Origin of the sequence: Paenibacillus salivarius (genome assembly GCF_051307165.1) — a bacterium.
In the GTDB taxonomy this organism is placed as follows: Bacteria; Bacillota; Bacilli; order Paenibacillales; family Paenibacillaceae; genus Fontibacillus.
The window spans coordinates 4605690-4630588 of record NZ_CP195592.1 but is presented as its reverse complement, the minus strand read 5'-3'; the positions used below and the strand labels follow the sequence as shown (position 1 = coordinate 4630588).

Sequence of the window (24899 nt, the reverse complement as noted above, 5' to 3'; positions counted from 1 at the left end):
ATGAAATCCCCGGTGACGATCACCGGGGATTTTTCTTTTTGGCTTACTGATGGGGAAGTTTGTACGAGGTGGAATGAACCACTTTAAGGTCGATTTCCACCCGGTCCAGATTCAGGCGGGTGATAACGGGAGTCGCCGAAGCGGCTTTAAGCTGCTTCCACCCGGCATGATGCTTGCGGTACAGCGTCTCTTCCAAGCCGTATACGTCGAGTCCCTGACGTTGGGCTTCCAAAAAAGTGTTCCGAATTTCGTGTTCGATTTTCTTGAGCGCGAGCTTCTTGATGATCTCGGCGGTGGTCCCGCTGTTCGGTGCCGTTTCCACGACATTTGCTCTGGCCTTGACTTTCATCCGGATGAGAGGCCGGCTTGAGGTTATGTCGAAACGAGAATTGGATTTTGCGTCGATGATATTCAGAACGGCTTTGGTCCCGTCGGGCATGGTCAAGGACAGGGGATACTTGTACATTTTTCTATTGAAAGAAGTAAAACGAATGCCGTTCATTTGCTTCGAATCGATAAATCCCGCACTTTTTCCTTTCGTGATCACGTAAACGCCATTGAGCTCCGCGAGGGAAATCGGCTTCGTTTTGTTTTTCCATACGGTTTCCGTATAAACAATGGACGGCAGCAGTGCCGAGACGGCGGGTTCGTTCACTCCATTGATCAATTTGATGAGCCTCATCGGTTTGATGGCCGAATATTGCCGGTAAACCTCCATCGGATCCATCAATTCGGAATTGAGGATGGAATGGTTCATGAGCGAGAAGCTGGAGAACAGCTTATCCATATCCTTGTCCGTTCCGAACACCCAAGGCGTATACCGGAGATCCCGCGAGCGAAGCAGGCCGGCCAGGGTGTCCGGTAAAGCATGTTCCAACAGGGACTTGGAAAATACGATTGACTTTACATGGGTCCAAAGGGTTAGCTGCTGCGAGGCGGGATAAAGATTGTTGAGCGCCTCCGCCATGGTCTGTCCTTCGGCACGTCCGATCCAGATGTTCGGTTCATCGTCTTTTGACGGGGATTCCTGCTTCGAGATTTCGGCAAAACCGAGCATTTGGGCATAAATCACGTACTTTTCTTTAACGTAGTCGATGCCTAGCGCGGTTATGAAATTGGCGCTTTGCACCTCTTTGACGTCCCAGCATCCCGTCAGAAGCAGCGCAAGCGTCAGCAGGACGGGCAGTATCCGTTTCAAGATCGGTTCCCCCTTCCGGTTCTGTCCTTGGTCCGGAAAAAATAAGGTCTTTTAATATCCGAATCTGCGGGCTTTTTGGCGACAGCGACCAGGAAGTCCCTTTTGTTGAACGGAGAAACCGGCGACAAATACGGTACCCCGTAAGTTTCCAGCATGGAGATATACAGCAGGACGCCGAATACGGCGATCATAAAGCCGAACATGCCGAGCAAGGAGGACAGGATCAGGACGGCGAGCCGAAGCTGGGAAGCCGTGCCGCTCAGCGTCTGATTGACCAAAGTGGAAGAGGCGACGATCGTGATCGCGACGCTGACAATGATCGTCGGCGAAGTGATTCCCGCACGGATGGCGGCATCTCCGATAATCAACCCTCCGACGACGGTGACGGTTTGTCCCAACGCTTTAGGCATGCGGCGCCCGGCTTCATTAAATATTTCAAACAGGAACAGCATGATAAAGGTTTCCAGCGGGATCGGAAACGGAAGCCCCTGTCTTGAATTGCTGATTGTCGCCAGCAGGGGAAGCGGGATCTGCTCGAGATTGAAAGCGGTCAATGCGATATAGAACCCCGGCAGAAAAAAGGCGATCAACAGGCCGATAATTCGCATCACTTTTTGCATGGAAACGATGAAATAAGCGGTATTGGCATCCTCCGGGGAGATGAGCAGATTCATCAGGGTGACCGGAGCGAGAATGGCCATCGGCGAGCCGTCGACCAACACCGCGAATTTGCCGGACAAAAGCGCATCCGAGGTAAAGTCCGGACGGCCGGAATAATCGGTCAAAGGAAATATGGCGTGGCCTTTTTTGCCCGAAACGACCCCTTCGATGAACGAGGTGCCGATGATGGCATCCGTTTCGATACTGTTCAGGCGGCTGCGGATTTCCTCCAGAATGTCGGGGTTGATGATGTCCTTGATATAGGCCAAGGCCAGGCGGTTTTCTCCCCGGCGTCCTTTTACAAACTGTTCGATACGAAGTGAGTGAGTGCGTAGCCGCTTGCGCAACAGGGCGATATTGGCGGTCAGCTCCTCCGTAAAACCGTCCCTGGGACCCTTGATCGAAGATTCGGTCTGGGGTTCGTCGGGGGAGCGGGTAGGAGGACTCGCGATATCCAGACGGAAGCACGATTGGAGCTTTTCAAATAAAATGATCAGATTTCCGCTGTAAACCTCAAAGGCAATATCTTGTAAACGGTTTACGCGCACCGGATTCAAAGGGATTTGACGGTTCAGGGCAATATCCGCCGCCCCTGCTTGAGGGTCGTCCCGGAATATGGCGGACAAGGCGGGCAGGACAAGCTGGTTCAATTGTTTGAGATCTATCATTCCTTCGGAGTATACAAGCAATACGGGCTGCGCTTCGGCTTCCGGCTTGCCTCCGGCGTTAAAGGTGTGGATCGTAACGTCAGCCGAAAATTCGAAATACTTTTTAAGCAATTCCGCGGTAATCGGTTTTCCTTCAACCAAAAGACCGCCATCCTCTTCAAGATCCATGGGGAGGTCCTCCTTTTTTGCGCCCGGCGGCAAGCGCTGCCCCGGCAAGAATAAGGGTCAAACCGCTGATCAGAAACAAATTTCCCGGAAAAATATAATAGGTCATCAAGTATTGAAACTGAATGTCGCTGAATGCGTAATTCCCCAGCGGAATCAAGGCGATGGCCATGATCGTCAGCATGATGAATCGTACCTTCGGCTTCTTGATGTTCCATAGATCGACGGCGGCAAACAAGGCGAAACAAATGCGGATCGTACTCCCCGCCAACCATTGATAGATGGAAAAAAAGTCGGTTTGGGATATATATTTCCCGAAACCGGCGATTCTCCATTCTTCATAAGCGGGATACCGCTGCTGTGCCGCTTCGAAGGGGTTGAATTCGGCGATGGCCGCGGTCAGCGGCCCAAGGGTAAGCCCGGTGATGATGATGGCGAGGGCCGTGAAATGGGATATTTTCAACGGCTTGGAGAGATGCGGCTGGATAAACAGGATCATAAACAATTCAAACAAACCTGAGCAGGCATAAAGGACGCCCTTAAGTGGGGGGCCCCATCCGAATTCGAATAAAGGAAATAATTGGCTGTAATCCTTGAGGTCCACATTGGCGATTCCGACATAGATTCCGAGGATAACGACAAGCGGAAGCAGCAAACCGGAGGCCACCGCGATCGTTCTTATACCCAGAGCCGCTCCGGCAAGACAGAGGGCGACCAAGGCGATGAGCGTGGCCCACGTCGGAGTATAGGGAAGAAAGGTTGTTTTGGTCCAGGTAATCGTATCGAACAAGGTAAACCACGCTACCGTAAAAAAGTAAATAAATAGTACCACCCGAAACAAGATGGATGCGAAATTCCCGAAATGATCCTTGATCCAATTCTGCAGCGGCCGGGTTCGGATACGTCCGGAAATGAAAAGCAGCAGCAGCGTAAAGGCGGCAAACGGGATTACGGAAAGAAGGACGGAGAACCACGCGTCGCGTTTGGCTGCCCATAGCATTGCCGGAATAATAAAAACATGATTCGTGATGCCGACGGTCAACATCATCATCATGACGGCTTGAAGTGCAGAGGGTTTAGGCGATTTCAGCATAGAGGCACTCCTGTTCTCATGGAAGTCCGATTTAGTGTTTCCAGAATTATCATGGGTATTCGGGTATAAACTCTTCGCTATCAGGTTATCCTGATCTCATAGATTGATAGAGTCGCGGAGGGAATTTGAGATGATCAACCACGGAAACAAAGTGAAAAGCGGATGGGTTCTTTTTGCAGGATGCCTGTTGGTGCTCGGGCTGATTTTGAGCCGTCCCGGCAATATCCAAAGCTCGGCCGCAATGATGGGCGATGCCGTTGAAGAGGCCGCCGGACAATGGGATCAGCTTTTTGCTTTGGGAATCCGTGTGATTGAAAACGATCTGAAGGGAACCGTCAAATGGCAGGGAACTTGGAATACGCTATTAACTCCGGAAGAAGGGGCGGGAGCGTTAGCTTCGCGTCTCGGATTTTCCGAAATCGGCGTCAGCCGGGTGCAGGACCATGATGTGTATGATGCTGTCGGGAGCGAACGGGGCATCGATTCCAAGCTGACCGTAACCCCGGTTAAAGACGGGCAATACTATGTCGTTTTGCGGATGGAAGGGCAGGGCAAGGACAATTTGCACGGGATCGGGGCTTTGCAGTCGAGGTACGGGGATATCCTTGCGGATGAGGGCGTGGAAATTCATTGGAACGGGGCATTGCAGGGTGAAAACTCACTGACCGAAAATCACGCCGACAGCGAAGGTATGCAAAATTCGCTCGAGGAGACGGTTCGGAGCATGGAAATAGATGCCAGCCGTGAATTAAATCTGAATCCGGTGGAAAATTATACTGACGAGAAAACGATCAGCCGGACCTATACGGTTCGGGAAATGCCCATCTCGGTGCTGAGCGGCGGAAATCAAGTCGCACTGCAGTTCGCGGCCCATCTCAGCACGATTGCGGGGAAAGGGGAGATATCCATCGGCTCTCCGCTGCTTACGGTGGAGTATTAAGGAGAACACTTTAAAAATAAGATAAATATTAGATGAATTTTCTGAAATACCGTCTTTTTTAGGTATGAATATGATGGCATCATTTTTGCGAATATGCTAAAATGACATCACATCCAGTGATGCCCGTGTAAATTCATATCATTGGTCGGGAATTGAATAAATATTCACTATATTACATAGAAAGAAATGAGGAGCCATGGCTGAAATTCAAAATCAAGAATCACTGCAGACACCAGGAGCGGTTTTTTTCATTTTTGGAGCGACCGGAGATTTGGCGCGCCGCAAACTCTTTCCCGCGATTTATTCGCTGTACCGCGAAGGAAAGCTCGCTGAAGATTTTGCTGTTATCGGCGTGGCACGCCGTCCGCGCACGCACGAAGAGTTTCGTGAGGATGTTCACCGTTCTATCCAGGAGTTTTGCCGTTACAAAATAGAAGACAGCGAAAACTGGACCCGGTTCGCCGAGCATTTTTCCTATAAGTCGCTGGACATCAACAATATTGACGGTTATCACGAACTCCGCGATTTGACCGAATCCGTGGAATCGCGTTACAGCATTCCGGGAAACCGTCTCTTTTACTTGGCGCTTGCGCCTGAATTGTTCGGCAGTGTCTCGTTCAACCTGCAAAAGGGCGGAATGCTCAGCAGCGGGGGATGGCATCGTCTGGTCATCGAGAAACCGTTCGGATACGATCTGCTTTCCGCGCAGAAGCTGAACGAAGAGCTGAACCAAGTGTTCAAGGAAGAAGAAATTTACCGTATCGACCACTATCTCGGCAAAGAGATGGTTCAAAATATCGAAGTTATCCGCTTTGCGAATGCTTTCTTCGAACCGCTTTGGAACAACAAGCATATCGCGAACGTCCAGATTACATTGAGCGAAACCGTCGGCGTGGAAGAGCGCGGCGGGTATTACGATCATTCCGGGGCTTTGCGCGACATGGGTCAAAACCATATGCTGCAAATGCTCACGATGATTGCCATGGAACCGCCTAGCCGGTTGTACGCGGAAGATATCCGCGATGAGAAGGTCAAGGTGCTTCGTTCCCTGCGTCCGTTCGCTTCCGCGACGGAAGTGAAGGAGAACGTCGTTCGCGGCCAGTATACCGAAGGCGAAAGCAACGGCAAGAAATTGCCGGGTTACCGCCAAGAGGACAAAGTCGATCCGAACTCCAATACGGAAACGTACTTTGCGGCTAAAGTTTATGTGGACAATTTCCGCTGGGCGGGCGTACCGTTCTACATCCGTACAGGCAAACGCCTCCCTGTCAAAACAACGGAAGTCGTCGTGGAATTCAAGCAAATGCCGACCAACGTCTATCTCGGACAGAAGCATAATCTGGAACCGAACTTGCTGGTCATTCGCGTAAACCCGATGGAAGGGATCTACATCAAGATCAATGCGAAGAAACCGGGATCGGAATCGGAGATCGAGCCGTTCGCCATGGAATTTTGCCAAAGCTGCCAAGTCGGCATCAACTCGCCGGAAGCTTACGAGCGCTTGATCTATGATGCGGCAAACGGGGATTCCACTTACTTTACCCGCTGGGATGAAGTGGCGACCGCATGGGCTTTCGTCGATCGTATCGCATCCGCCTGGGCGCAAAATCCTGCCGACATCAGCCAGTATCCTGCAGGTTCTTGGGGCCCTCAGGAAGCTCATGAGCTCCTGGCGAAAGACGGCTTCCACTGGTGGCCGGTTAACGGCCAGGATGAAGACAACGTCATTTGGATTACGCCGAAGAAATAATCGGAATGGAAATATAACTGAAACCGCCTCGAGCATGTGCTCGGGGCGGTTTTTTTGAAGGTTGGCGCGGGAAAACTGCCCCCTTTATAATATCGGATTTGCCGTTGCCGCATGGGATCCCGAACTTATTGTCGCAGTTATGCGCGGTAGGTTGGGAAGGAAGCATGGGCGGCGGTAACATGGGCGGCGGCGTAACGGAAGTACGAGCCTTTATTCGGCGGATATTGGCCTCAAAAGAAAGTCTAACGGAAGCCAGAGACCTTATTTGGTGTTTTTGCGAGCGCGGGGTGCCCTTTTTTGCGAAATAAGGTCCGTGAGTTCCGTTAGAATTGGAATCGGGCCGATTTGGGCTAAATAACGGCTGGGAGATCCGTTAGAATTACCAACCTGTATCTTGTAGGTTGCTTGAAGCTCTCGTATTCTCAGGAGCTCCTGAAGCTCCTAACAAAAGACGGCTTCCACTGGTGGCTGGTTGACGACTAGGATAAAGACGACGTCATTTGGATTACGCCAAACCGTCCCGAGCCCTCTATGTCGGATTTATCGCATGATCCCGAATCTGATAGTCGCAGTTATTCGTGGCCGGTTGGAGTGGAAAGTAACATGGACTGCGGCGTAACGGAAGTAGGGGCCGTTATTCAGCGGATTTTGCCCGTAATGAAAGTCTAACGGAAGCCAGAGACCTTATTTGGTGTTTTTGCGAGCGCGGGGTGCCCTTTTTTGCGAAATAAGGTTCGTGAGTTCCGTTAGATTTGAAATTCGAGCGTTCTGGGCGAAATAGCGGCGGAGAGTTCCGTTAGAATTACCAACCTGTATCTTGTAGGTTGCTTGAAGCTCTCGTATTCTCAGGAGCTCCTGAAGCTCCTGGCAAAAGACAGCTTCCACTGGTGGCCGGTTAACGGCCAGGATAAAGACAACGTCATTTGGATTACGCCAAGCCGCCCTGAGCCCTCTATGTTTGATTTACCGCATGGGATCCCGAATCTTATTGTCGCAGTATGCGGGGCGGTTTGGTCGAAAGTAACATGGGCGGCGGCGTAACGGAAGTACGAGCCGTTATTCGGCGGATTTTGCTCGTAATGAAAGTCTAACGGAAGCCAAAGACCTTATTTGGTGTTTTTGCGGGCGTAGGGTGCCCTTTTTTGCGAAATAAGGTCCGTGAGTTCCGTTAGATTTGAAATTCGAGCGTTTTGGGCGAAATAGCGGCTGTGAGTTCCGTTAGATTGGGAAGCTGGGGGAGTGGTGCTCTTAGTGGCCGACTGTGAAGTAAGATTTAAGATTGTTTACAGCTAAGCTAAAAACTATTATAAAATTTATAATATAAAGTACAATTTCTCTTTGGTGCGAATGTAGAGTGAACATAAAATTCCAGGGACATTCGCACTTGTAATTTAACTTTGTTTTCCAAATATAACTATTATTAATCTAGTCATTGCTTATTATTTGAGTCAATTTTTATAAGAACGGGATTTTTAAGACCGTTTTTTAAAGAAAAACGGAGTCGCACCCTATGTGGGTGCGTGGATTGAAAGCTCGTCCTGATACGGTTCCACCTGCTGAACCTAGTCGCACCCTATGTGGGTGCGTGGATTGAAAGCGCTAATCCAGGGCTGCTAAAACTAAATGAATACCGTCGCACCCTATGTGGGTGCGTGGATTGAAAGTAAATACCTGACGCATATGCTTTTTTATCTTCGGTCGCACCCTATGTGGGTGCGTGGATTGAAAGAGAATCCGGGGTAAGAACTCAGCGACTACTACGCGTCGCACCCTATGTGGGTGCGTGGATTGAAAGTGAAAAGAAGGTACAGGGCAAGTTGAAAGAATTGGTCGCACCCTATGTGGGTGCGTGGATTGAAAGTATGCCGACAACATGACTTATTACGTTGCTACCGTCGCACCCTATGTGGGTGCGTGGATTGAAAGTTTAACATCCCGTATTAATCGTTTAGGTGCATATAGTCGCACCCTATGTGGGTGCGTGGATTGAAAGCTCCGGGGTATAGAATCGCTCAAGGCGTCATTTGTCGCACCCTATGTGGGTGCATGGATTGAAAGCGTTAAGACGGCCTACGATCGACGAACCGGTCAGAGTCGCACCCTATGTGGGTGCGTGGATTGAAAGCTCCGGGGTACAGAATCGCTCAAGGCGTCATTTGTCGCACCCTATGTGGGTGCGTGGATTGAAAGCAACGTTTTTCGAAGCTCTGTTTCTCTCCGTTCGCAGTCGCACCCTATGTGGGTGCGTGGATTGAAAGCGTATTAGCAGCCCATGAAATTGTTGCGTCATATCGAGTCGCACCCTATGTGGGTGCGTGGATTGAAAGGCCTGATCGAATCCCCATAAGACAGGTTCCGTGTCGCACCCTATGTGGGTGCGTGGATTGAAAGCAATGTCCACCTAAGCGACTAGCTGCGATCATGGACGTCGCACCCTATGTGGGTGCGTGGATTGAAAGAACAAGCAAATCCAAATCCGCCGCCAGTTTGTAAGTCGCACCCTATGTGGGTGCGTGGATTGAAAGCGGTAAGGAATCGTCGTGAGCCCGGCCTTATACGTCGCACCCTATGTGGGTGCGTGGATTGAAAGCTCCACCAAAATTGCGTTTTTGATTGTTATATCTTGTCGCACCCTATGTGGGTGCGTGGATTGAAAGCTCAGGCTAAGGGCGTATTCGATGGCGCGGTTAACCGTCGCACCCTATGTGGGTGCGTGGATTGAAAGATTTCAGCTTTTCAACGTCATCCAGGCCGGCGAAGTCGCACCCTATGTGGGTGCGTGGATTGAAAGTAAACCCATCAACATCCCTAAACATCTGACCATTGGTCGCACCCTATGTGGGTGCGTGGATTGAAAGTGATCAGACAAACATGTCCGATCAGTCCGGGAGTGTCGCACCCTATGTGGGTGCGTGGATTGAAAGTGGACGTTACCTGCGGACTTGTATGCGTCACCCAATCCACGTCGCACCCTATGTGGGTGCTTGGATTGAAAGTCATTAAACATGAAAAATATTTCAACATGTTTGGGTCGCACCCTATGTGGGTGCGTGGATTGAAAGTTGGTTCGTATGGGATGCAGCAACATCAACGGTCGTCGCACCCTATGTGGGTGCTTGGATTGAAAGAAAAAGTGGCACAATTAGAAGCGCCGGATTTAATGTCGCACCCTATGTGGGTGCGTGGATTGAAAGACGGCGTTCCGGAATGGATCCGAATACCTGGGTGGTCGCACCTTATGTTGGTGTGTGGATTACCCTATGTAAGTGTATGGATTAAAAGATGCGATTGATCAACTGGCGCGCGGTTGTACAAAGTGAAGTAATTTAGAAGGAAGGTGGTTTTCCACAAACGTCATGGCTTTTTTGAATTCAGAGGTTTATAATTTGTTTTGTTTTGCTGTTAAAGGTGCGGGATTTAGCTTTTGTCGTACTATTGAGGTGCGCGGATTGAAAAAATGAAAATATGATTTTTGGTTAAAATTCCTTAAAAGGCAGCCCAAATTGGGCTGCCTTTTAGAATTCAGAATTAAAAGTTCAATGAAAATATTATTATGAACTGTGATGAATATATCTGTGTTTTCTTTTAGTAACTATAGACTATTAACCAAACAGAATGGAGGCGGAAAACTGTTCCTGACATTACGAGAAAGTACAATTTAAAATTTTTGTAGAAATTTGGAAGGTAAATGCAATGGGGCTGTAGAACTAACTAATATATCTTGTATTAACTGATTAGCGATCCGAGTAAGTTCGGAGAGGGGGCAGGGAAATGAGATATGTAGCTCATATTCGCAAAAGTGATGGAAATGGTCAAACCGTTGAACAACATTTGCTTGAAGTAAAACAGCTAGCGGAATCTTTCGGGGACAAACTACGGATTCCTCACATTACTGGATTAGCAGGTTTACTTCATGACATGGGAAAATTAACGAAGGCTTTTCAAAATTATCTAATCGAAGCTGTGCAACATCCAGACGCTCCACCTAAGCGGGGGAGTGTCGATCATTCTACTGCCGGTGGAAGACTATTGTTTGAATTTTATCATACTAACAAAATTGAGTTTGAAACTGGGTTACTGGCTGAAATCGTCGGTAACGCGATTATATCCCACCATTCTTATCTCCATGATTTTCTAGATTCGGATCTTGAATCAAAATATTTGCAGCGAGTGAGAGACAAAAAAGACATTGAAGACTATGGGCCATGCGTTCAACTATTTTTTGAGCGCGTCATGAGTGAGGCGGATTTTAAACGATATGTCGATCAAGCTGCTTTAGAATTAAAGAGGTACCTGGCGGTACCGTCTTCATTTAGTCGGGAACTTAAATGCATGTTTCTTACCAAGTTCGTTTTCAGCGCATTAATCGACGCCGATCGGACAAACACTCGCCGCTTCGAAGATAAGATATCTGACGAAAGTGAAGCAGCAGCCCCTTCATTGGAACTATTTCAGAGCTATTATGGAAAGCTTATGAAAGAGCTTAACTCCTATTCCAGATACAAGAATGCGTCCTCTTCTATTAACCAATTAAGAAATGAGATGTCGGAGCAGTGTGACAGGTTTGCGGACAAGCCTTCGGGTATTTACACTCTTTCAATTCCTACTGGGGGTGGAAAAACTTTAGCCAGTCTCCGATATGCACTGAAGCATGCTATTAATTTCAATAAAAAACACATTATTTACGTCTTGCCATTTACGACCATCATAGAACAGAACGCCGCCGAAGTGCGCCGAATTTTACAAGATGATGCCAACATCCTGGAGCATCATTCCAATATGATTGAAGAATTCGATGAGAATGATGAAGCTAATGACGGGATAATGAATATCCGCCAAAAGCTGAAGCTGGCCAAAGACAACTGGGATTCTCCTGTTATTTTTACGACCATGGTACAATTCCTAAATGTGTTTTATGCCAAGGGTAGCAGAAATATCCGTAGGCTACATAACCTCAGTGAATCCGTGATAGTTTTTGACGAAGTTCAGAAAGTGCCGATATCTTGTGTATCCCTGTTTAATGAAGCATTGAATTTTCTAAAGAGTTTTTGTAATTCAAGCATTGTACTCTGCACGGCAACCCAGCCTGCGCTAGATTTTGTGGAACATGAGCTGCAGATCAATTCAGACGCGGAAATGATTAAGGATTTGGATCGAGTGATAGAGTCGTTTAAACGGGTTGAGATCGTGAATGAAGCGTCTTATGACATGTTTACTAATGAGAAATTGACGGACTTTGTGCTGAGTAGGCTTGAAGAGAAACGGAGTATTCTGATTATTCTAAATACCAAATCCATAGTAAAAGATTTGTATCAACGGCTTCATGGAATGCTGCAGGATATCCCTGTGTTTCACTTAAGCACCTCCATGTGTGCGGCGCACCGAAAATACATTTTGGACAAAATTCGAACTCATTTAAAAAATCAAGAGAGAGTAATCTGCGTCAGTACCCCTCTAATTGAAGCGGGGGTGGATGTGAGCTTTCAATGTGTTATTCGTTCTCTTGCAGGACTGGATTCGATCGCTCAAGCGGCTGGTCGATGCAACAGACATGGAGAAGAAGAACTACAGCAGGTCTATGTGATTGATCATACGGAAGAAAATTTGAATCATTTAAACGAGATAAAGAAAGGCAAGGAAATCACAAAGTTGATGTTGGTTGACCTTAAACGAGATTTATCAAATCATGGCGGTCATCTATTGTCAGAACAAGCTATTTCTAATTATTTTCGACGATTTTATTCGGGTGTAAAGCCCTTACTTAACTACCATATAAAAAAACTTGACGTGTATATGACCGACTTGCTTTTTGCTGATCCTTCCAATAATAAGTATCTTCAGGAATATAAAACGAACAAAGGCAGTTTTCCGCCGTTATTTATAAAAAACAGCTACCGAACAGCCGCTGAGCACTTTCACGTTATTGAAGACATAACCACGCCGGTTTTGGTCCCATACGGTGAGGATGGGAAGCAAATCATTGCCGAACTGAATGGAGCAGAAAAGATCGAGGATTTCAGCACACTGATGCGGAAGGCGCAGCAATATACTATTAATCTTTTTAGTTATGAGCTAGAGAAACTAGACAAAAACAGCGGATTAGAAAGCTGCCTGGACGGACAACTTCTGGTATTGAGAGAGGGCGCTTACAATAATGAGTATGGACTTGATTTGGAAAATGACAGCTGGACAGGCGGTTACTACTGGTAACGGAGAATCAAATTATAAGTTTAAACATAGGAGCTCGGATTAAACTGGGGGATTCGAGTTCGAGCGAGGGGTGATGAGCGCAAAAAATGAATACTAGCACGATAATGAAAGCGATTTTCATGAATGCGCATGCCAAAGAAACACAAGGTCCTCCATTTTTTAAAAATTGGGCTTATGCGGCAACAGATTCGTTAAGCCAATGCTGAATGGATGGCAACAGTTTTTGTTTCTTTGCTTCTTCGAACCATGCGTCAGCGTGCTGACACATGGCAATAAGATAAACTCGAATGTTCCAGTGACGTGAACTGCGGCCGCGCGAAGATTCCAACTTGTAATCAGTCTTCTGACGCTTAATGCAACGCTCAACGCCGGTTCGCATCGCGTAACGCTTTCTCCATTCCTTGCTATCACGGCGGATGCGTGGGAACAAGCGCGGATTATCGGCTGTCGACGTATAGAACGTTCTTCCGTACTCGGAAGGCGAACACGGAGTAGGACACTCCCATTTTCCAACTTTGGCGGGGCAGCGCCACTTGATACGCTGCCGCCCCGGACACTTGCCCCAGCAGGACATCTTGCGACCAATGGGGCAGACGGGAACACCATCGGAGTTTATTTTCATTTCATTGTATACCGTATGCCCGGAACGCCTGAGATTCAGGTCGATGATGCTGCTAACATCATCATGTTCCAGCATGGTATAGATCGGGAGGGCGTCGTGGGCCGAATCCAAGATCGCCTCTCCCACCTTCCAATCCGCGTACCAGTAGCGAAGTTCGCGGTAACCGCAAATCCACGATACGGCATCGTGTTGGCTGGCGCGAAACAATCGCGGATACACGGGCAGATCATAGGCGCTGTCCGCGGCGGTAAACATGTAAAGCGTGCGTCCGTAGTAATACTTCTCGCGGTAGCTGTCCCAGCCCCAATCTGCATCGGGATCGGAAAATTGCCGTTTGCAGGTACATTTCCAGTTGCCCGACTTGCGGCAATCGCAAAGGAATTTACCGAAGGAACGCGCCCCGGCTTCAACTGGAGATCCATCGCCGATGACGCGAAAAGCGTTCGTATCACCGAGCAATCCCTTTGCCGCGGAAGGTGCGACAAACATGGTTTGAAACAATTGCTGCAACAGGTCGTGCTCCTTGGGGGCATAGTGGATTTTGCCCTCGCGCAGGACGCGGGAGACGAGCCTCTCCGTAATTTTTGGGTTTTTGGGTTCCTGCTTTTCATTCTTCTTGCCTTTCTTTCGCGGCTTCTTCAGGCGACGTTTGATGCGCCCAGTCTTATGCGGCTTGGATGCCCGCCAAAGCCGGGGGAAAAAGTCGTAGAACGTCCCGACGCCCGGCGACTCGCCAGGGTTGAAACCGCAAAGAATGGCATAAACAGGCGTCGTGCGAATGGCGACGACCCCCTCATCGACGCTCAGCTCAAGCTTGGTCATAAGGAGCAGGCAGCGGAGCATGTCGGCGGGATCGTGAGGCTTTCGGCCTCTTGGCTTAGAAGAATAGGCCGACTGCATCAAGGAAGCTGCAGCGGACAGGTCAATCGCTGTGATCCAGAAGATGATATCGCTGTAGAAGCGCTGCAAAAACCGCATAGCTTCCGGGGAGTTGTACTCCTTTCGAAGTTGATCGCGTACGAAGGCCAGGTAGTCCTGATGAGAACGAGATACAATCGACATTACAATCACCCAAATTAAAAGGTAGGCAATAAAAATGCCTTCTCGGCGATTATTGGGGTGTTTCGAAAAAGTCAAGAGGAAAGTTTGTTCGCACCATACTTTGGGGGTGAAACAAATAAAGACCCTGGCCGTCAGGCCAGGGCTAATGCGGAATGGTGAATTCCGAGAGGCTTATAAACTTGAAAGGAGGTGAGTCTTTACAATGAGAAACTCCGTAGAGTTCGTGGTTTATGGTGACTATGCGCTTTTTACGGATCCGCTAACAAAACTTGGCGGTGAAAAACTAAGCTACCAAGTCCCCACGTATCAAGCATTGAAAGGGATAGTTGAAAGCGTTTACTGGAAACCGACCTTAATCATGGTTGTAGACGAAGTTCGTATTATGAAGGCGATCAAAATGGAGTCAAAAGGCATACGTCCTATTGAATATGGCGGAGGAAATACATTGGCAAATTACACCTATCTTAAGGATGTTGAGTATCAGGTGAGATGCCATTTTGAATTTAACTTGAATCGTCCCGATATGGCCTTTGATCGTAACGAGCATAAACATCATAACATTCTTAAGCGTAGCGTCCAGGCAGGCGGTCGAAGAGATATTTTTCTAGGGGTCCGGGAATGCCAGGGATACGTTGAACCATGCAATTTTGGTGAAGGTGAAAGCTTTTACGACGGCTATGGTGATATCCACTTGGGAAACATGGTACACGGTATTAACTATCCGGATGAAACCGGCAGAGATCAGCTTGAGATACGTCTGTGGAATCCGATTATGAGGGATGGAGTTATTAAGTTCCCTAGACCTGAGGAATGTACTCAGATTCGCGTAATCTCGGAGATGAAACCAAAGCATTTTGACTCGACGAATGTTGAATCCGCAGATCAATTATTGGCCAGTTGGGGAGAGGAGGTTAATCTATGAGCTGGCTGCTCAACTTGTATGAAACCTATGAGTCGAACCTGGATCGAGTGGGTGAGATAGAACTGAAGAACGACCGGGAATACACACTCCTCCCCGTTTCGCATACGACCCAGACGGCGCATATTACCGTTTATGTCACAGAAAATGGTGATTTTCACTCTGCAGAGATTGTTGATAAAAATGAGGCCAGTACCCTGATTCCCTGTACGGAAAAATCGTCAAGCAGGGCGGGCTCGGTAATCGCTCCTTATCCGCTGCATGACAAATTAAGTTATGTAGCGGGCGATTTTGTGGCCTACGGAGGAAGAATTAAAGGGGAAGTTCCATTCGAAACTTACATACAAGAGTTGCAAAATTGGGCGGAATCCTCTTATACCCATCCCAAGGTACAGAGCATTCACCGTTACCTCAACAAAAGAACGTTGATTCGAGATTTGGCAGCATACAAGAATACCCTTGCTGTAGATGAAAACAACCATTTGATTGAGAAGTGGGATAGAAAATACGAATCTCTTTATCCGGAGAAGCCAGCCATTTTCAGCGTAATAGCGGGGGATCAAACCAGCGCATTTATACGCTTCAATGTGTATTCGCCGGATCGAATTATGGACGATGTTTGGAAAGATCGAGATGTCCATGATTCTTTCATAGCATACTACCGAGAGCGACTCGGTGACGAGGACATCTGCTACGTTACTGGAAAAAGATTGCCGAGTACGGAAAGGCATGCAAACAAAATCCGCAATGCCGCGGATAAGGCAAAACTTATTTCATCTAACGACACCAGCGGGTTTACTTTTCGCGGAAGATTTGTGGAGAGCAGCGATGCAGCAAGTATTAGCTATGAAGTATCGCAAAAGGCGCACAATGCACTAAAGTGGCTCATTAATCGTCAGGGAAAAACGATTGATCAGCGTGTTTTTTTGGTGTGGGGTAATGACTCGCTGTTTATTCCAGAACCTTCCGAGGATACTTTTGCTCTTGATCCGGAAGCCATACCGGCCGTGGTTTTGAAATCCAATACCAATGAAGCACTTGCTCATGAAGTATCAAAAGCGTTAAGCGGGTACAGAAACAAACTGGTCAAGGATACGAAGGAACGGTTCAAGTCAGAGGTCAATATTTTAGTGCTTGATTCAGCAACCACTGGACGAATGGCAGTGCTTTATTACCGAAATATGAATAAAGAGCTGTACCTGGATAAGCTCGCGGAGTGGCATACATCATGTGCGTGGCTGCATCGATACCGTAAAAACGAACAAGGGAGTTTTGTTCCTTTTTACGGAGCTCCCGCGACGAAAGATATCGCTTTTGCTGCTTACGGACCAAGGGCAGGTGATAAAATCGTCAAAGTTCTGATGGAAAGAATTCTACCTTGTATTGTAGACGGGACAAGGATTCCTAAAGATATTATCAATAGTGCTATGAACCGTGCCTCCAATCCGGTTGCGATGGAAACATGGGAATGGGAAAAAACGCTGAGTATTACGTGTGCATTAATTCGCAAGGATTACACTGATAGACAGGAGGGAATTGATTTGGCGCTGGATGTAAACAACGATGACCGTAGTTATTTGTTTGGTCGAATGCTAGCCGTGGCGGATGTCCTTGAAAGAAGAGCACTGGGTAAAGATGAAAAAAGGGCAACTAATGCTATTCGCTACATGAATTCATTTGCAGGTCGCCCGGAGCGGACATGGAGTGTTATTCAGGCAAGCTTACAGCCCTACATTGCGCGTTTAGGCAGAGATGCAACGTACTTGACAAAGATTATCGATGAGATCGGATTTAAGTTCAAAGCGGAAGACTTCAACAACAGGCCCCTTTCCGGCAAGTATTTGCTTGGTTTCTACAGTCAAAGACATGATCTTTATCAAAGTAAAAATAATGGGAATGCCCTTGAACAGGAAGAATCCAACGAATAAGGAGTGTTAAGAATGAACATTTTGGATCATAAAATTGATTTTGCTGTGGTGTTATCGGTGACTTCCGCGAATCCAAACGGTGACCCGCTCAATGGGAACCGTCCCAGACAAAACTATGATGGTTACGGTGAAATATCGGACGTGGCTATCAAGCGTAAAATCCGAAATAGGCTGCAAGATATGGGAGAATCTATTTTCGTGCAATCCAATGATCGCAAAGTTGACGAATATGGAAGTTTAAGGGAACGTGCTGAAGGAAACGCGGAATTAAACCAAATCTTGAAGTCGAAAACAAGTTCAAGTGAAGATTTTGCCAATGTAGCTTGCCAAGAATGGATCGATGTTCGGAGTTTCGGACAGGTGTTTGCATTCAAAGGAGCCGGAAACGGTGGAGGCGTATCTGTCGGAGTGAGAGGGCCAGTTTCCATCCATACGGCCAGAAGCGTCGATCCAATTGACATTACTAGTATGCAAATTACCAAAAGCGTGAATTCCGAGCCTGGCAAAGACCGGGGTTCGGATACGATGGGAATGAAGCACCGGGTCGATTTCGGCTTATATGTTTTTTTTGGAAGTATCAATACCCAACTCGCAGAGAAAACCGGATTTTCAAATGAGGATGCTGAGAAGATCAAGGAAGCTCTAATTAGTCTCTTTGAAAACGACTTATCGTCAGCACGACCGGAAGGCAGTATGGAAGTGAATAAAGTATATTGGTGGCAGCATAATTCCAAACTGGGGCAGTACTCTTCGGCCAAAGTACATCGTTCGCTTTGTGTAAAGGCGAAAAAGGATGAACCGAGATCTTTTGATGATTATTCCATCGAATTGGTAGAGTTGGATGGACTAAAGGTCGAAGTATTGGATGGACGTTAATCAGGAAGAAGATTACTTGATGTTGTCCGGGATTCAGCATTTCGACTTTTGCAAACGCCAGTGGGCTCTTATCCATATCGAACAACAATGGGAAGAAAATGTAAGGACCATTGAAGGACAATATCTTCACAAGAAGGCGGATCAGCCATTCATTAGGGAGAAGCGTGGGGATAAGCTGGTTGTTCGAGGGATGCCAGTGAAATCAGGGGAACTTAAAATATCCGGGATCTGTGATGTAGTTGAATTCATTCGGGATGAAGCCGGGGTTGTTATTCATGGGGAAGAAGGAAAATATTTACCTTTCCCCGTGGAGTACAAGCGCGGCAAGCCTAAAGTGACCGATGCTGACGTGATGCAGTTGGCGGCGCAGGCGCTCTGCTTGGAAGAAATGCTGCTGTGCCGAGTCGAGTTCGGATATATTTTCTATAATGAAATAAAACATCGGATAGAAGTACAATTAACCGATGAGCTCAAGGATAAAGTTAAGGCGACGTTCAAGGAAATGTATAACTATTACAGCCGTAAATACACGCCTAAAGTAAAGACGGGTTCCTTTTGTCGGAATTGTTCTTTGCATTTGGTATGTTTGCCCGAGATTATGAACAAGCGGTCGGTAAAAAGTTATGTCGAGGGGAAAATCCGCGAATGAAAAAACTTTTGAATACGTTGTTTATTACACAACCAGACGTGTATCTATCACTGGACGGAGATAATATCGTATTGTTGAAAGAGCAAGAGAAACTGGCCAGGCTCCCTCTACATAACTTGGAATCGATAGTTGCGTTTGGTTATACAGGGGCAAGTCCTGCTCTTATGGGATATTGCGCTGAAAGAAACATATCAATAACCTTCATGTCCCTGAGCGGTAGATTTCTAGCTAGAGTCATTGGAGCAAGTAAAGGAAATGTGATCCTGCGAAAAAAACAAAGCTTAATTTCAGATAACGAGATATTATCGACAAACATAGCCCGGAATTTTATCGTCGGTAAAATATATAATCATAAATGGATGCTTGAACGGATGACGCGGGATTATCCCCTCAGGATTAATATGGACCAGTTTAAAACGGCATCGAAACAACTTTCTTCCTTGATGATAGAAGTAAGAGAGTGTATCGGTTTAGAGAGGTTGCGGGGACTTGAGGGACAGGCAGCGCTAATTTATAATCAATTATTTGACCATATGATTTTGCAGCAGAAAGAGGACTTTTATTTTCGAACCCGTTCCCGCAGGCCACCTCTCGATAACGTAAATGCGATGTTGTCACTTGCCTACACGTTATTGGCTCATGATATGACAGCAGCTCTTGAAGGAGTTGGACTAGATGCATATATTGGATTTCTACATAGAGATCGTCCCGGCCGAGCTTCTTTAGCGCTTGATCTTATGGAAGAATTAAGAGGTGTCTATGCGGATAAATTCGTTCTCTCTCTGATTAACAAGAGGGTATTGAATAAGGATGATTTTTACCGAAAAGAAAATGGCGCTGTTCTCATAACGGATGAGGCAAGGAAGAGGTTTTTATCGGCTTGGCAGAATAAAAAACAGGAGAAAGTAACTCATCCGTATCTTGGAGAGAAAATCTCCTGGGGGCTAGTCCCGCATGCTCAAGCACTTCTACTTGCCCGACATTTGCGTAATGATCTGGATGAGTATCCTCCATTTCTTTGGAAGTAGGTGCTGGAATTGCTTGTATTGATTACGTATGATGTAAGTACAATGAGTAGTGAGGGGCAACGAAGACTTAGGCAAGTATCCAAGGTTTGCCAGAATTATGGACAACGTGTTCAACATTCCGTATTTGAGTGTGTTGTTGACGCTACCCAATATGTCGTGTTGAAGCAAAAACTGATCGACATCATTGATCCGGAAGAGGATAGTCTCAGATTTTATCAGCTTGGAAACAACTATAAGAATAAAGTAGAACATGTAGGGATCAAAAAATCTCTGGATTTGGATGGGGTACTAATTCTGTAGTGCGAATGCCAAGCGAACATAGTTTTGCTAGGGGATTCGCACCAAATAAGTTACAAAAAATGGTTTTGTAAATTGAAGTTGAATGTGTTTAGTTGGATTTATCATAATTATATTTGGTTTCAACCGATTTTTTGGGTTATTTATAACCTGAAATCGGAGTCGCACCCTATGCGGGTGCGTGGATTGAAAGACGGTAAAGGCGCTGGATCAAACGGAAATGGCGCGTCGCACCCTATGCGGGTGCGTGGATTGAAAGATGAATGCAATGAGAAAATCAGTCGTGGCCGACAGGTCGCACCCTATGCGGGTGCGTGGATTGAAAGATCTCCTTGTAGTAAAGCGTTTCTAGGCGTTTAGTCGCACCCTATGCGGGTGCGTGGATTGAAAGACTGACGATAGGCGGCGTTGAATTTATATATAAGTCGCACCCTATGCGGGTGCGTGGATTGAAAGGCCTCGGGGTAGATGAAGGGAAAACAAAGGTTATGGTCGCACCCTATGCGGGTGCGTGGATTGAAAGAGCGCGGCCAGCGTGTCGTCCTCTGCCTTCTTCGTCACACCCTATGCGGGTGCGTGGATTGAAAGAAATATTACCGAGAGCTCCGGCGGTGCAGCAAAAGTCGCACCCTATGCGGGTGCGTGGATTGAAAGTTCGGGAGGTCGGTATCTTTGCGATGGATCCGGACGTCGCACCCTATGCGGGTGCGCGGATTGAAAGCATGGAGCCCCATTAAGGTAATGCCGTTCGTGGATGTCGCACCCTATGCGGGTGTGTGGATTGAAAGTTCGCATGGCTCCCACTCGGCCACATATTCGCCCCAGTCGCACCCTATGCGGGTGCGTGGATTGAAAGCATATGATACTACTCACGTTTTCAATATTACGAAGTCGCACCCTATGTGGGTGCGTGGATTGAAAGTTGCATCGTGATGATAACTGGCGGCAAAAGATCAACGTCGCACCCTATACGGGTGCGTGGATTGAAAGAAGAAGCCGACCATGAAAGGAAGTACCCGCGGGGAAATAACAATATGCCATGGGCAAGCCTCATATGGATAGGTACAACGCCATCAAACCGCCTACCGCTTATTCTCATCATCCAAGCCTTCAAGTTCCGGTAGGCCAGCCATCCGCCGCTGCTCGATAATGTATTGAACATACCACTCCGGATTTTCGGTATTCACTCGGATCGCGCGGATCATGTTCAACCAAACTTCGTTCCAGCTCATGCCGTTCGATAACTGTTGGCCCCGCTTTTCCATGATGATATTTTCGTCATAGGCAAAAGTTGCGTCGGCCCGCATACCTGGCGTATCAAACAAAGTAATGTTCCCCTGATCATCCCGGGTGAAGCCGATATCCTTACCCGAAGCGACGATGCCTAGTCCCACCATCACCAGAACGACGAAAACGGGGACCCCGATGACAATCCACAACCAAACGCTCATCCTGCACCTCCACTAGAAAAAATGGACCGCCGGACTTCATCGCAGCCAATTTCACCGTCCGCGAGAAGCGGCGTTATAAATACCCTATTTTGAAATTAACCATAATTTACAGTATTCGTTTCAGGGGAGATGATCATACTATTTTTACCATTTTCATCGTCAGAGGAGCGGGGATTTGTATGAATAGAGATAATCAACCGGTTACCGTAAGCAGCACGGCAATCGTATTAAATATCCCATGGACGATCATTCCCGGGATCACGGAACCCGTACGTTCATAAGTCCAGGCGAGGATGACCCCGCTGATAAAGTTCACCGGCATGGCGTTGAGCGTTGGGAAATGCGCGGCCGTAAAAATGAGCGAGCTGACAAGCATTCCCAGACCCGTTCCGATACGGCTTGCCAGCCATCTGTGAATAAAGCCCCTGTAGAAAATCTCTTCGTAAACGGGCGAGATAACCCCCGCCGATATAATCCCGATCAGAACGGTGAAAAAGTTAATCTTCTCCCGGAGACTTTCGGTTTTGCTGTTATCCGTTCCGACGCCGAGGTAACTCGTCAGTATTGCGACCAGGACGCTCAGAACGATAAGAAGGAGTGTCCAGCCGAGGATTCGCGGCCAATCTTTGGAAGGGAACCGTTTCAGGCCGACTTCTTTCCAGGAAAGACGAAGCGGACGCAGCGCCGTAAAATATATGCCGGTCATCAAGACAACGGCAATGGTCAGACCGGTTAGGGTACCGGAATATAACGTGTTTCCGAACCAGGCTTCATATGCACGTTGAACCGCGTATTTGATCCCGATCATCACAAACCCGAATTCGAGCAACATCAAGATGATAAACTCTTTTACGCCCCAAGGGCTGGAGCACTTCCTCCCGAATCCAATCCGGGATTCCAAATTCAACCTCATTCGCTTTTCCTCCATATTTCCTATGGTATAATGCAAGTATATTTGGTGACGTTACGTCACCTGCAAATTCTTTTTTTGCTGGGTATGGGAGGATTGTTCTTTTGAAACGCCGACAGCAATTGACGACGGGCCAAGTATCCAAGGTCTACGGGTTATCGGTGCGGACGCTTCGCTATTATGATCAAATCGGGCTTCTTACGCCAAGCCACAAAGAGGATCATGGCAAGCGGCTGTATTCGGAGGAGGATCTTCTGACCCTTGAAAAAATCACCCTGCTCAAATCGTTATCGCTCCCGCTGGAGGAAATCCAAAGGGTGCTGGACACCGTTTCGTTGCGGCAGCTCCTTATCGCGCATCACAACCATTTGCAGGAACAGGCGGCAGAGCTTAAGACCAGCATCGATAACACGGTTTCTCTGATCAATATGCTGGATATCGAAGGTTCGCTAACCTGGGATAAGGTGCGTTCCGTCGTTCGGAATTCGAAGCAGTCCTCGAAAAAGTGGGTGGAGTATTTCAATGAAGAAGAGCAGGAGCTGTTGCGAAGAACCTTGCCCGCACTGGAAAATAATACGCAGGTTGTTCAGCAGTACAGTTCCTTGCTCCGCCGAATAGAATGGTGCATCAGCCGGAGCATTCCGCCGGAATCGGAAGAAGGTGCCCAGATCGCCCGCGAACTGATCTCCTTGTCGGAAGAAACCTTCGGCGGAGATGAAGCGCTGATGGACAAATTTTGGGAGGTCCGCAAACAGCCGGCCGAACAATCCGGGCTTTTTCCGATATCGGAAGAAGTCTTGGAATTTGTGGAAAGGTGTATGTTACAATACAAAATGTGACTCTGTGTGAACGAGAGGAAAGTGAGAATGAGCAAAGCATTGGAACAATTGCAAGAGGAAGTCGACAAACGGCGTACGTTTGCGATCATCTCTCACCCGGACGCCGGGAAAACGACATTAACCGAAAAGCTGCTTTTATTCGGGGGAGCGATCCGCTTGGCGGGTTCGGTCAAAGCCCGGAAAGCCAGCAAGCATGCGACAAGCGACTGGATGGAAATCGAGAAGCAGCGGGGGATCTCCGTCACTTCCTCGGTCATGCAGTTTGATTATAACGGCCATCGCGTCAATATTTTGGATACGCCGGGCCACCAGGATTTCAGTGAAGATACGTACCGCACGCTGACCGCTGCGGACAGTGCCGTCATGCTCATCGACGTTGCCAAAGGGGTCGAGGCGCAGACGATCAAGCTGTTCCAGGTATGCGCCAAACGGGGCATCCCGATTTTTACGTTCATTAATAAATTGGACCGCGAAGGCCGCAGTCCCTTCGAACTGATGGAAGAAATCGAGCAGGTGCTCGGGATCCGTTCGGTGCCGATGAACTGGCCGATCGGGATGGGGCGCGAGCTGTGCGGCGTGTATGACCGGATGAAAAATCAGGTGGAACTGTTCCAAGGGGACGACCACTCGAACATTCAGGTTCAAAAGGTCGAAGGTTATGAGGATCCGGTGATCCGTGAAATGGCCGGGGACTATTTGCATGACCAGCTGTGCCAGGACCTGGAGCTGCTCGATGTCGCGGGCGATCCGTTCGATTTGGAAAAGGTGAAGCGCGGCGAGCTTACGCCGGTATTTTTCGGCAGCGCGGTCAACAACTTCGGCGTGCAAACCTTCCTGGAGAACTTCCTCCAGCTTGCTCCCAAACCGGAGCCGCGCCGCAGCACGGCCGGACTGGTGGAGCCGACGAACGAGAAGTTTTCGGGTTATGTATTTAAAATCCAGGCCAATATGAACCCGGCGCACCGTGACCGGATCGCTTTCCTGCGGATCGTGTCCGGGAAGTTCGAGCGCGGTATGTCGGTTAAGCATGTCCGGGTGGGCAAAGAAATTAAGCTGTCCCAGCCTCAACAGTTCCTGGCCCAAGACCGGGATATCGTTACCGAAGCTTTTCCGGGGGATATTATCGGGTTGTTCGACCCGGGGATTTTCCGGATTGGCGATTCGTTGAGCCAAGGCAGTGAGGTTGTATTTGATGAATTGCCGACGTTTTCGCCGGAAATTTTTGCAAAGGTGACGGTAAAAAACGCGCTCAAGCATAAGCAATATCAAAAAGGGATCGATCAGCTGACGGAGGAAGGGACAATTCAAGTGTTCACGACCGTAGGCTTCGAGGATACGCTGCTCGGGGTTGTCGGCCAGCTGCAATTTGAAGTGTTCGAATACCGGATGAAGGGCGAGTACGGCGTCGATGTGATGCTTCAGCGCATGCCGTTCCAATTTGCCCGGTGGATCGTGGCGGACAAGATCGACCCGTCCAAATTCCGGATCAACTCCACCCTTGTGAAGGACAAGAAGGGGAACTACGTCGCCCTGTTTGAAAACGAATATGCCATGCGTACGGCCATGGAAAAAAATCCGGATGCGAAGTTTCTGGAGACGGCGCCGTAACTTTAATCTGACACAAATAGGCCTTC

17 protein-coding genes and 2 CRISPR repeat arrays are annotated in these 24899 nt (G+C 47.9%); of the genes, 11 read left to right on the top strand and 6 right to left on the bottom strand.

Annotation, left to right across the window (positions count from 1 at the left end; all coding sequences use genetic code 11):
• Window positions 1–43 precede the first annotated feature (43 nt).
• Genes ACSFXJ_RS21405 through ACSFXJ_RS21395 form a run of 3 tightly spaced genes read right to left on the bottom strand, consistent with a single transcriptional unit; the run spans window position 44 to window position 3784 of the window.
• Window positions 44–1198: a Ger(x)C family spore germination protein gene (locus ACSFXJ_RS21405; RefSeq protein ID WP_435922381.1), complete on the bottom strand. Its 1155-nt coding sequence runs from the start codon at window positions 1196–1198 to the stop codon at window positions 44–46.
• Window positions 1195–2694, bottom strand: a complete 1500-nt coding sequence (locus tag ACSFXJ_RS21400) for a spore germination protein (protein WP_435922380.1) — start codon at window positions 2692–2694, stop codon at window positions 1195–1197. The genes ACSFXJ_RS21405 and ACSFXJ_RS21400 overlap by 4 nt, the downstream gene beginning before the upstream one ends.
• A complete protein-coding gene (locus ACSFXJ_RS21395) occupies window positions 2684–3784 on the bottom strand; it encodes a GerAB/ArcD/ProY family transporter (protein WP_435922379.1) in 1101 nt (366 codons plus the stop codon). Before ACSFXJ_RS21395 ends, ACSFXJ_RS21400 begins: the two co-directional genes overlap by 11 nt.
• Before the next feature lie 130 nt (window positions 3785–3914).
• On the opposite strand from ACSFXJ_RS21395, the gene ACSFXJ_RS21390 reads away from it, so the two are divergent.
• The 3 genes from ACSFXJ_RS21390 (at window position 3915) to cas3 (ending at window position 12684) form a co-directional block, all read left to right on the top strand.
• Window positions 3915–4724 carry a hypothetical protein gene (locus ACSFXJ_RS21390; RefSeq protein WP_435922378.1) on the top strand — a complete coding sequence of 270 codons (810 nt, stop codon included), beginning with the start codon at window positions 3915–3917 and terminating at the stop codon, window positions 4722–4724.
• Between the two features lie 196 nt (window positions 4725–4920).
• Window positions 4921–6474, top strand: a complete 1554-nt coding sequence (zwf, locus tag ACSFXJ_RS21385; protein ID WP_435922377.1) for a glucose-6-phosphate dehydrogenase — start codon at window positions 4921–4923, stop codon at window positions 6472–6474.
• A 1500-nt stretch (window positions 6475–7974) separates the two neighbouring features.
• Window positions 7975–9668: direct repeats of the CRISPR family, unit length 32 nt; unit sequence GTCGCACCCTATGTGGGTGCGTGGATTGAAAG.
• A 577-nt stretch (window positions 9669–10245) separates the two neighbouring features.
• Entirely contained in the window at window positions 10246–12684 is a 2439-nt protein-coding gene (cas3, locus tag ACSFXJ_RS21380; protein ID WP_435922376.1) for a CRISPR-associated helicase Cas3', read from the top strand.
• A gap of 172 nt (window positions 12685–12856) precedes the next feature.
• Here cas3 and ACSFXJ_RS21375 read toward each other — a convergent pair whose 3' ends face one another.
• Entirely contained in the window at window positions 12857–14368 is a 1512-nt protein-coding gene (locus tag ACSFXJ_RS21375) for a DDE transposase (protein WP_435922168.1), read from the bottom strand.
• Between the two features lie 202 nt (window positions 14369–14570).
• On the opposite strand from ACSFXJ_RS21375, the gene cas5c reads away from it, so the two are divergent.
• From cas5c to cas2, 6 genes are read left to right on the top strand one after another with little or no spacing between them, the layout of a single operon-like run.
• A complete protein-coding gene (gene cas5c / locus ACSFXJ_RS21370) occupies window positions 14571–15290 on the top strand; it encodes a type I-C CRISPR-associated protein Cas5c (protein WP_435922375.1) in 720 nt (239 codons plus the stop codon).
• Window positions 15287–17215: a type I-C CRISPR-associated protein Cas8c/Csd1 gene (gene cas8c, locus ACSFXJ_RS21365; RefSeq protein WP_435922374.1), complete on the top strand. Its 1929-nt coding sequence runs from the start codon at window positions 15287–15289 to the stop codon at window positions 17213–17215. Before cas5c ends, cas8c begins: the two co-directional genes overlap by 4 nt.
• A 12-nt stretch (window positions 17216–17227) precedes the next feature.
• A complete protein-coding gene (gene cas7c, locus ACSFXJ_RS21360) occupies window positions 17228–18091 on the top strand; it encodes a type I-C CRISPR-associated protein Cas7/Csd2 (protein WP_435922373.1) in 864 nt (287 codons plus the stop codon).
• Window positions 18081–18740, top strand: a complete 660-nt coding sequence (cas4, locus tag ACSFXJ_RS21355; protein ID WP_435922372.1) for a CRISPR-associated protein Cas4 — start codon at window positions 18081–18083, stop codon at window positions 18738–18740. The genes cas7c and cas4 overlap by 11 nt, the downstream gene beginning before the upstream one ends.
• Window positions 18737–19768: a type I-C CRISPR-associated endonuclease Cas1c gene (cas1c, locus tag ACSFXJ_RS21350; protein ID WP_435922371.1), complete on the top strand. Its 1032-nt coding sequence runs from the start codon at window positions 18737–18739 to the stop codon at window positions 19766–19768. The genes cas4 and cas1c overlap by 4 nt, the downstream gene beginning before the upstream one ends.
• A gap of 9 nt (window positions 19769–19777) precedes the next feature.
• Window positions 19778–20068: a CRISPR-associated endonuclease Cas2 gene (gene cas2 / locus ACSFXJ_RS21345; RefSeq protein WP_435925827.1), complete on the top strand. Its 291-nt coding sequence runs from the start codon at window positions 19778–19780 to the stop codon at window positions 20066–20068.
• Between the two features lie 158 nt (window positions 20069–20226).
• A CRISPR array of direct repeats spans window positions 20227–21056; the repeat unit is 33 nt; unit sequence GTCGCACCCTATGCGGGTGCGTGGATTGAAAGA.
• A gap of 91 nt (window positions 21057–21147) precedes the next feature.
• Here the strand turns inward: cas2 and ACSFXJ_RS21340 are convergent.
• Window positions 21148–21516, bottom strand: coding sequence for a hypothetical protein (locus tag ACSFXJ_RS21340; protein WP_435922370.1), 369 nt, complete (start codon window positions 21514–21516; stop codon window positions 21148–21150).
• A 193-nt stretch (window positions 21517–21709) separates the two neighbouring features.
• Window positions 21710–22429: a CPBP family intramembrane glutamic endopeptidase gene (locus tag ACSFXJ_RS21335; RefSeq protein ID WP_435922369.1), complete on the bottom strand. Its 720-nt coding sequence runs from the start codon at window positions 22427–22429 to the stop codon at window positions 21710–21712.
• A gap of 101 nt (window positions 22430–22530) precedes the next feature.
• Between ACSFXJ_RS21335 and ACSFXJ_RS21330 the strand changes: the two genes are divergently transcribed.
• Window positions 22531–23265: a MerR family transcriptional regulator gene (locus ACSFXJ_RS21330; protein WP_435922368.1), complete on the top strand. Its 735-nt coding sequence runs from the start codon at window positions 22531–22533 to the stop codon at window positions 23263–23265.
• 27 nt (window positions 23266–23292) lie between these two features.
• Window positions 23293–24873, top strand: a complete 1581-nt coding sequence (locus ACSFXJ_RS21325; protein WP_435922367.1) for a peptide chain release factor 3 — start codon at window positions 23293–23295, stop codon at window positions 24871–24873.
• Window positions 24874–24899 lie beyond the last annotated feature (26 nt).

What these genes read in the sequence shown, in the direction of transcription:
- ACSFXJ_RS21400 (WP_435922380.1), bottom strand. Translation starts at nt 2,694, where the DNA reads ATGGATCTTGAAGAGGATGGCGGTCTTTTGGTTGAAGGAAAACCGATT.
- ACSFXJ_RS21395 (WP_435922379.1), bottom strand. Translation starts at nt 3,784, where the DNA reads ATGCTGAAATCGCCTAAACCCTCTGCACTTCAAGCCGTCATGATGATG.
- ACSFXJ_RS21390 (WP_435922378.1), top strand. Translation starts at nt 3,915, where the DNA reads ATGATCAACCACGGAAACAAAGTGAAAAGCGGATGGGTTCTTTTTGCA.
- zwf (WP_435922377.1), top strand. Translation starts at nt 4,921, where the DNA reads ATGGCTGAAATTCAAAATCAAGAATCACTGCAGACACCAGGAGCGGTT.
- cas3 (WP_435922376.1), top strand. Translation starts at nt 10,246, where the DNA reads ATGAGATATGTAGCTCATATTCGCAAAAGTGATGGAAATGGTCAAACC.
- ACSFXJ_RS21375 (WP_435922168.1), bottom strand. Translation starts at nt 14,368, where the DNA reads ATGTCGATTGTATCTCGTTCTCATCAGGACTACCTGGCCTTCGTACGC.
- cas5c (WP_435922375.1), top strand. Translation starts at nt 14,571, where the DNA reads ATGAGAAACTCCGTAGAGTTCGTGGTTTATGGTGACTATGCGCTTTTT.
- cas8c (WP_435922374.1), top strand. Translation starts at nt 15,287, where the DNA reads ATGAGCTGGCTGCTCAACTTGTATGAAACCTATGAGTCGAACCTGGAT.
- cas7c (WP_435922373.1), top strand. Translation starts at nt 17,228, where the DNA reads ATGAACATTTTGGATCATAAAATTGATTTTGCTGTGGTGTTATCGGTG.
- cas4 (WP_435922372.1), top strand. Translation starts at nt 18,081, where the DNA reads ATGGACGTTAATCAGGAAGAAGATTACTTGATGTTGTCCGGGATTCAG.
- cas1c (WP_435922371.1), top strand. Translation starts at nt 18,737, where the DNA reads ATGAAAAAACTTTTGAATACGTTGTTTATTACACAACCAGACGTGTAT.
- ACSFXJ_RS21340 (WP_435922370.1), bottom strand. Translation starts at nt 21,516, where the DNA reads ATGAGCGTTTGGTTGTGGATTGTCATCGGGGTCCCCGTTTTCGTCGTT.
- ACSFXJ_RS21335 (WP_435922369.1), bottom strand. Translation starts at nt 22,429, where the DNA reads ATGAGGTTGAATTTGGAATCCCGGATTGGATTCGGGAGGAAGTGCTCC.
- ACSFXJ_RS21325 (WP_435922367.1), top strand. Translation starts at nt 23,293, where the DNA reads ATGAGCAAAGCATTGGAACAATTGCAAGAGGAAGTCGACAAACGGCGT.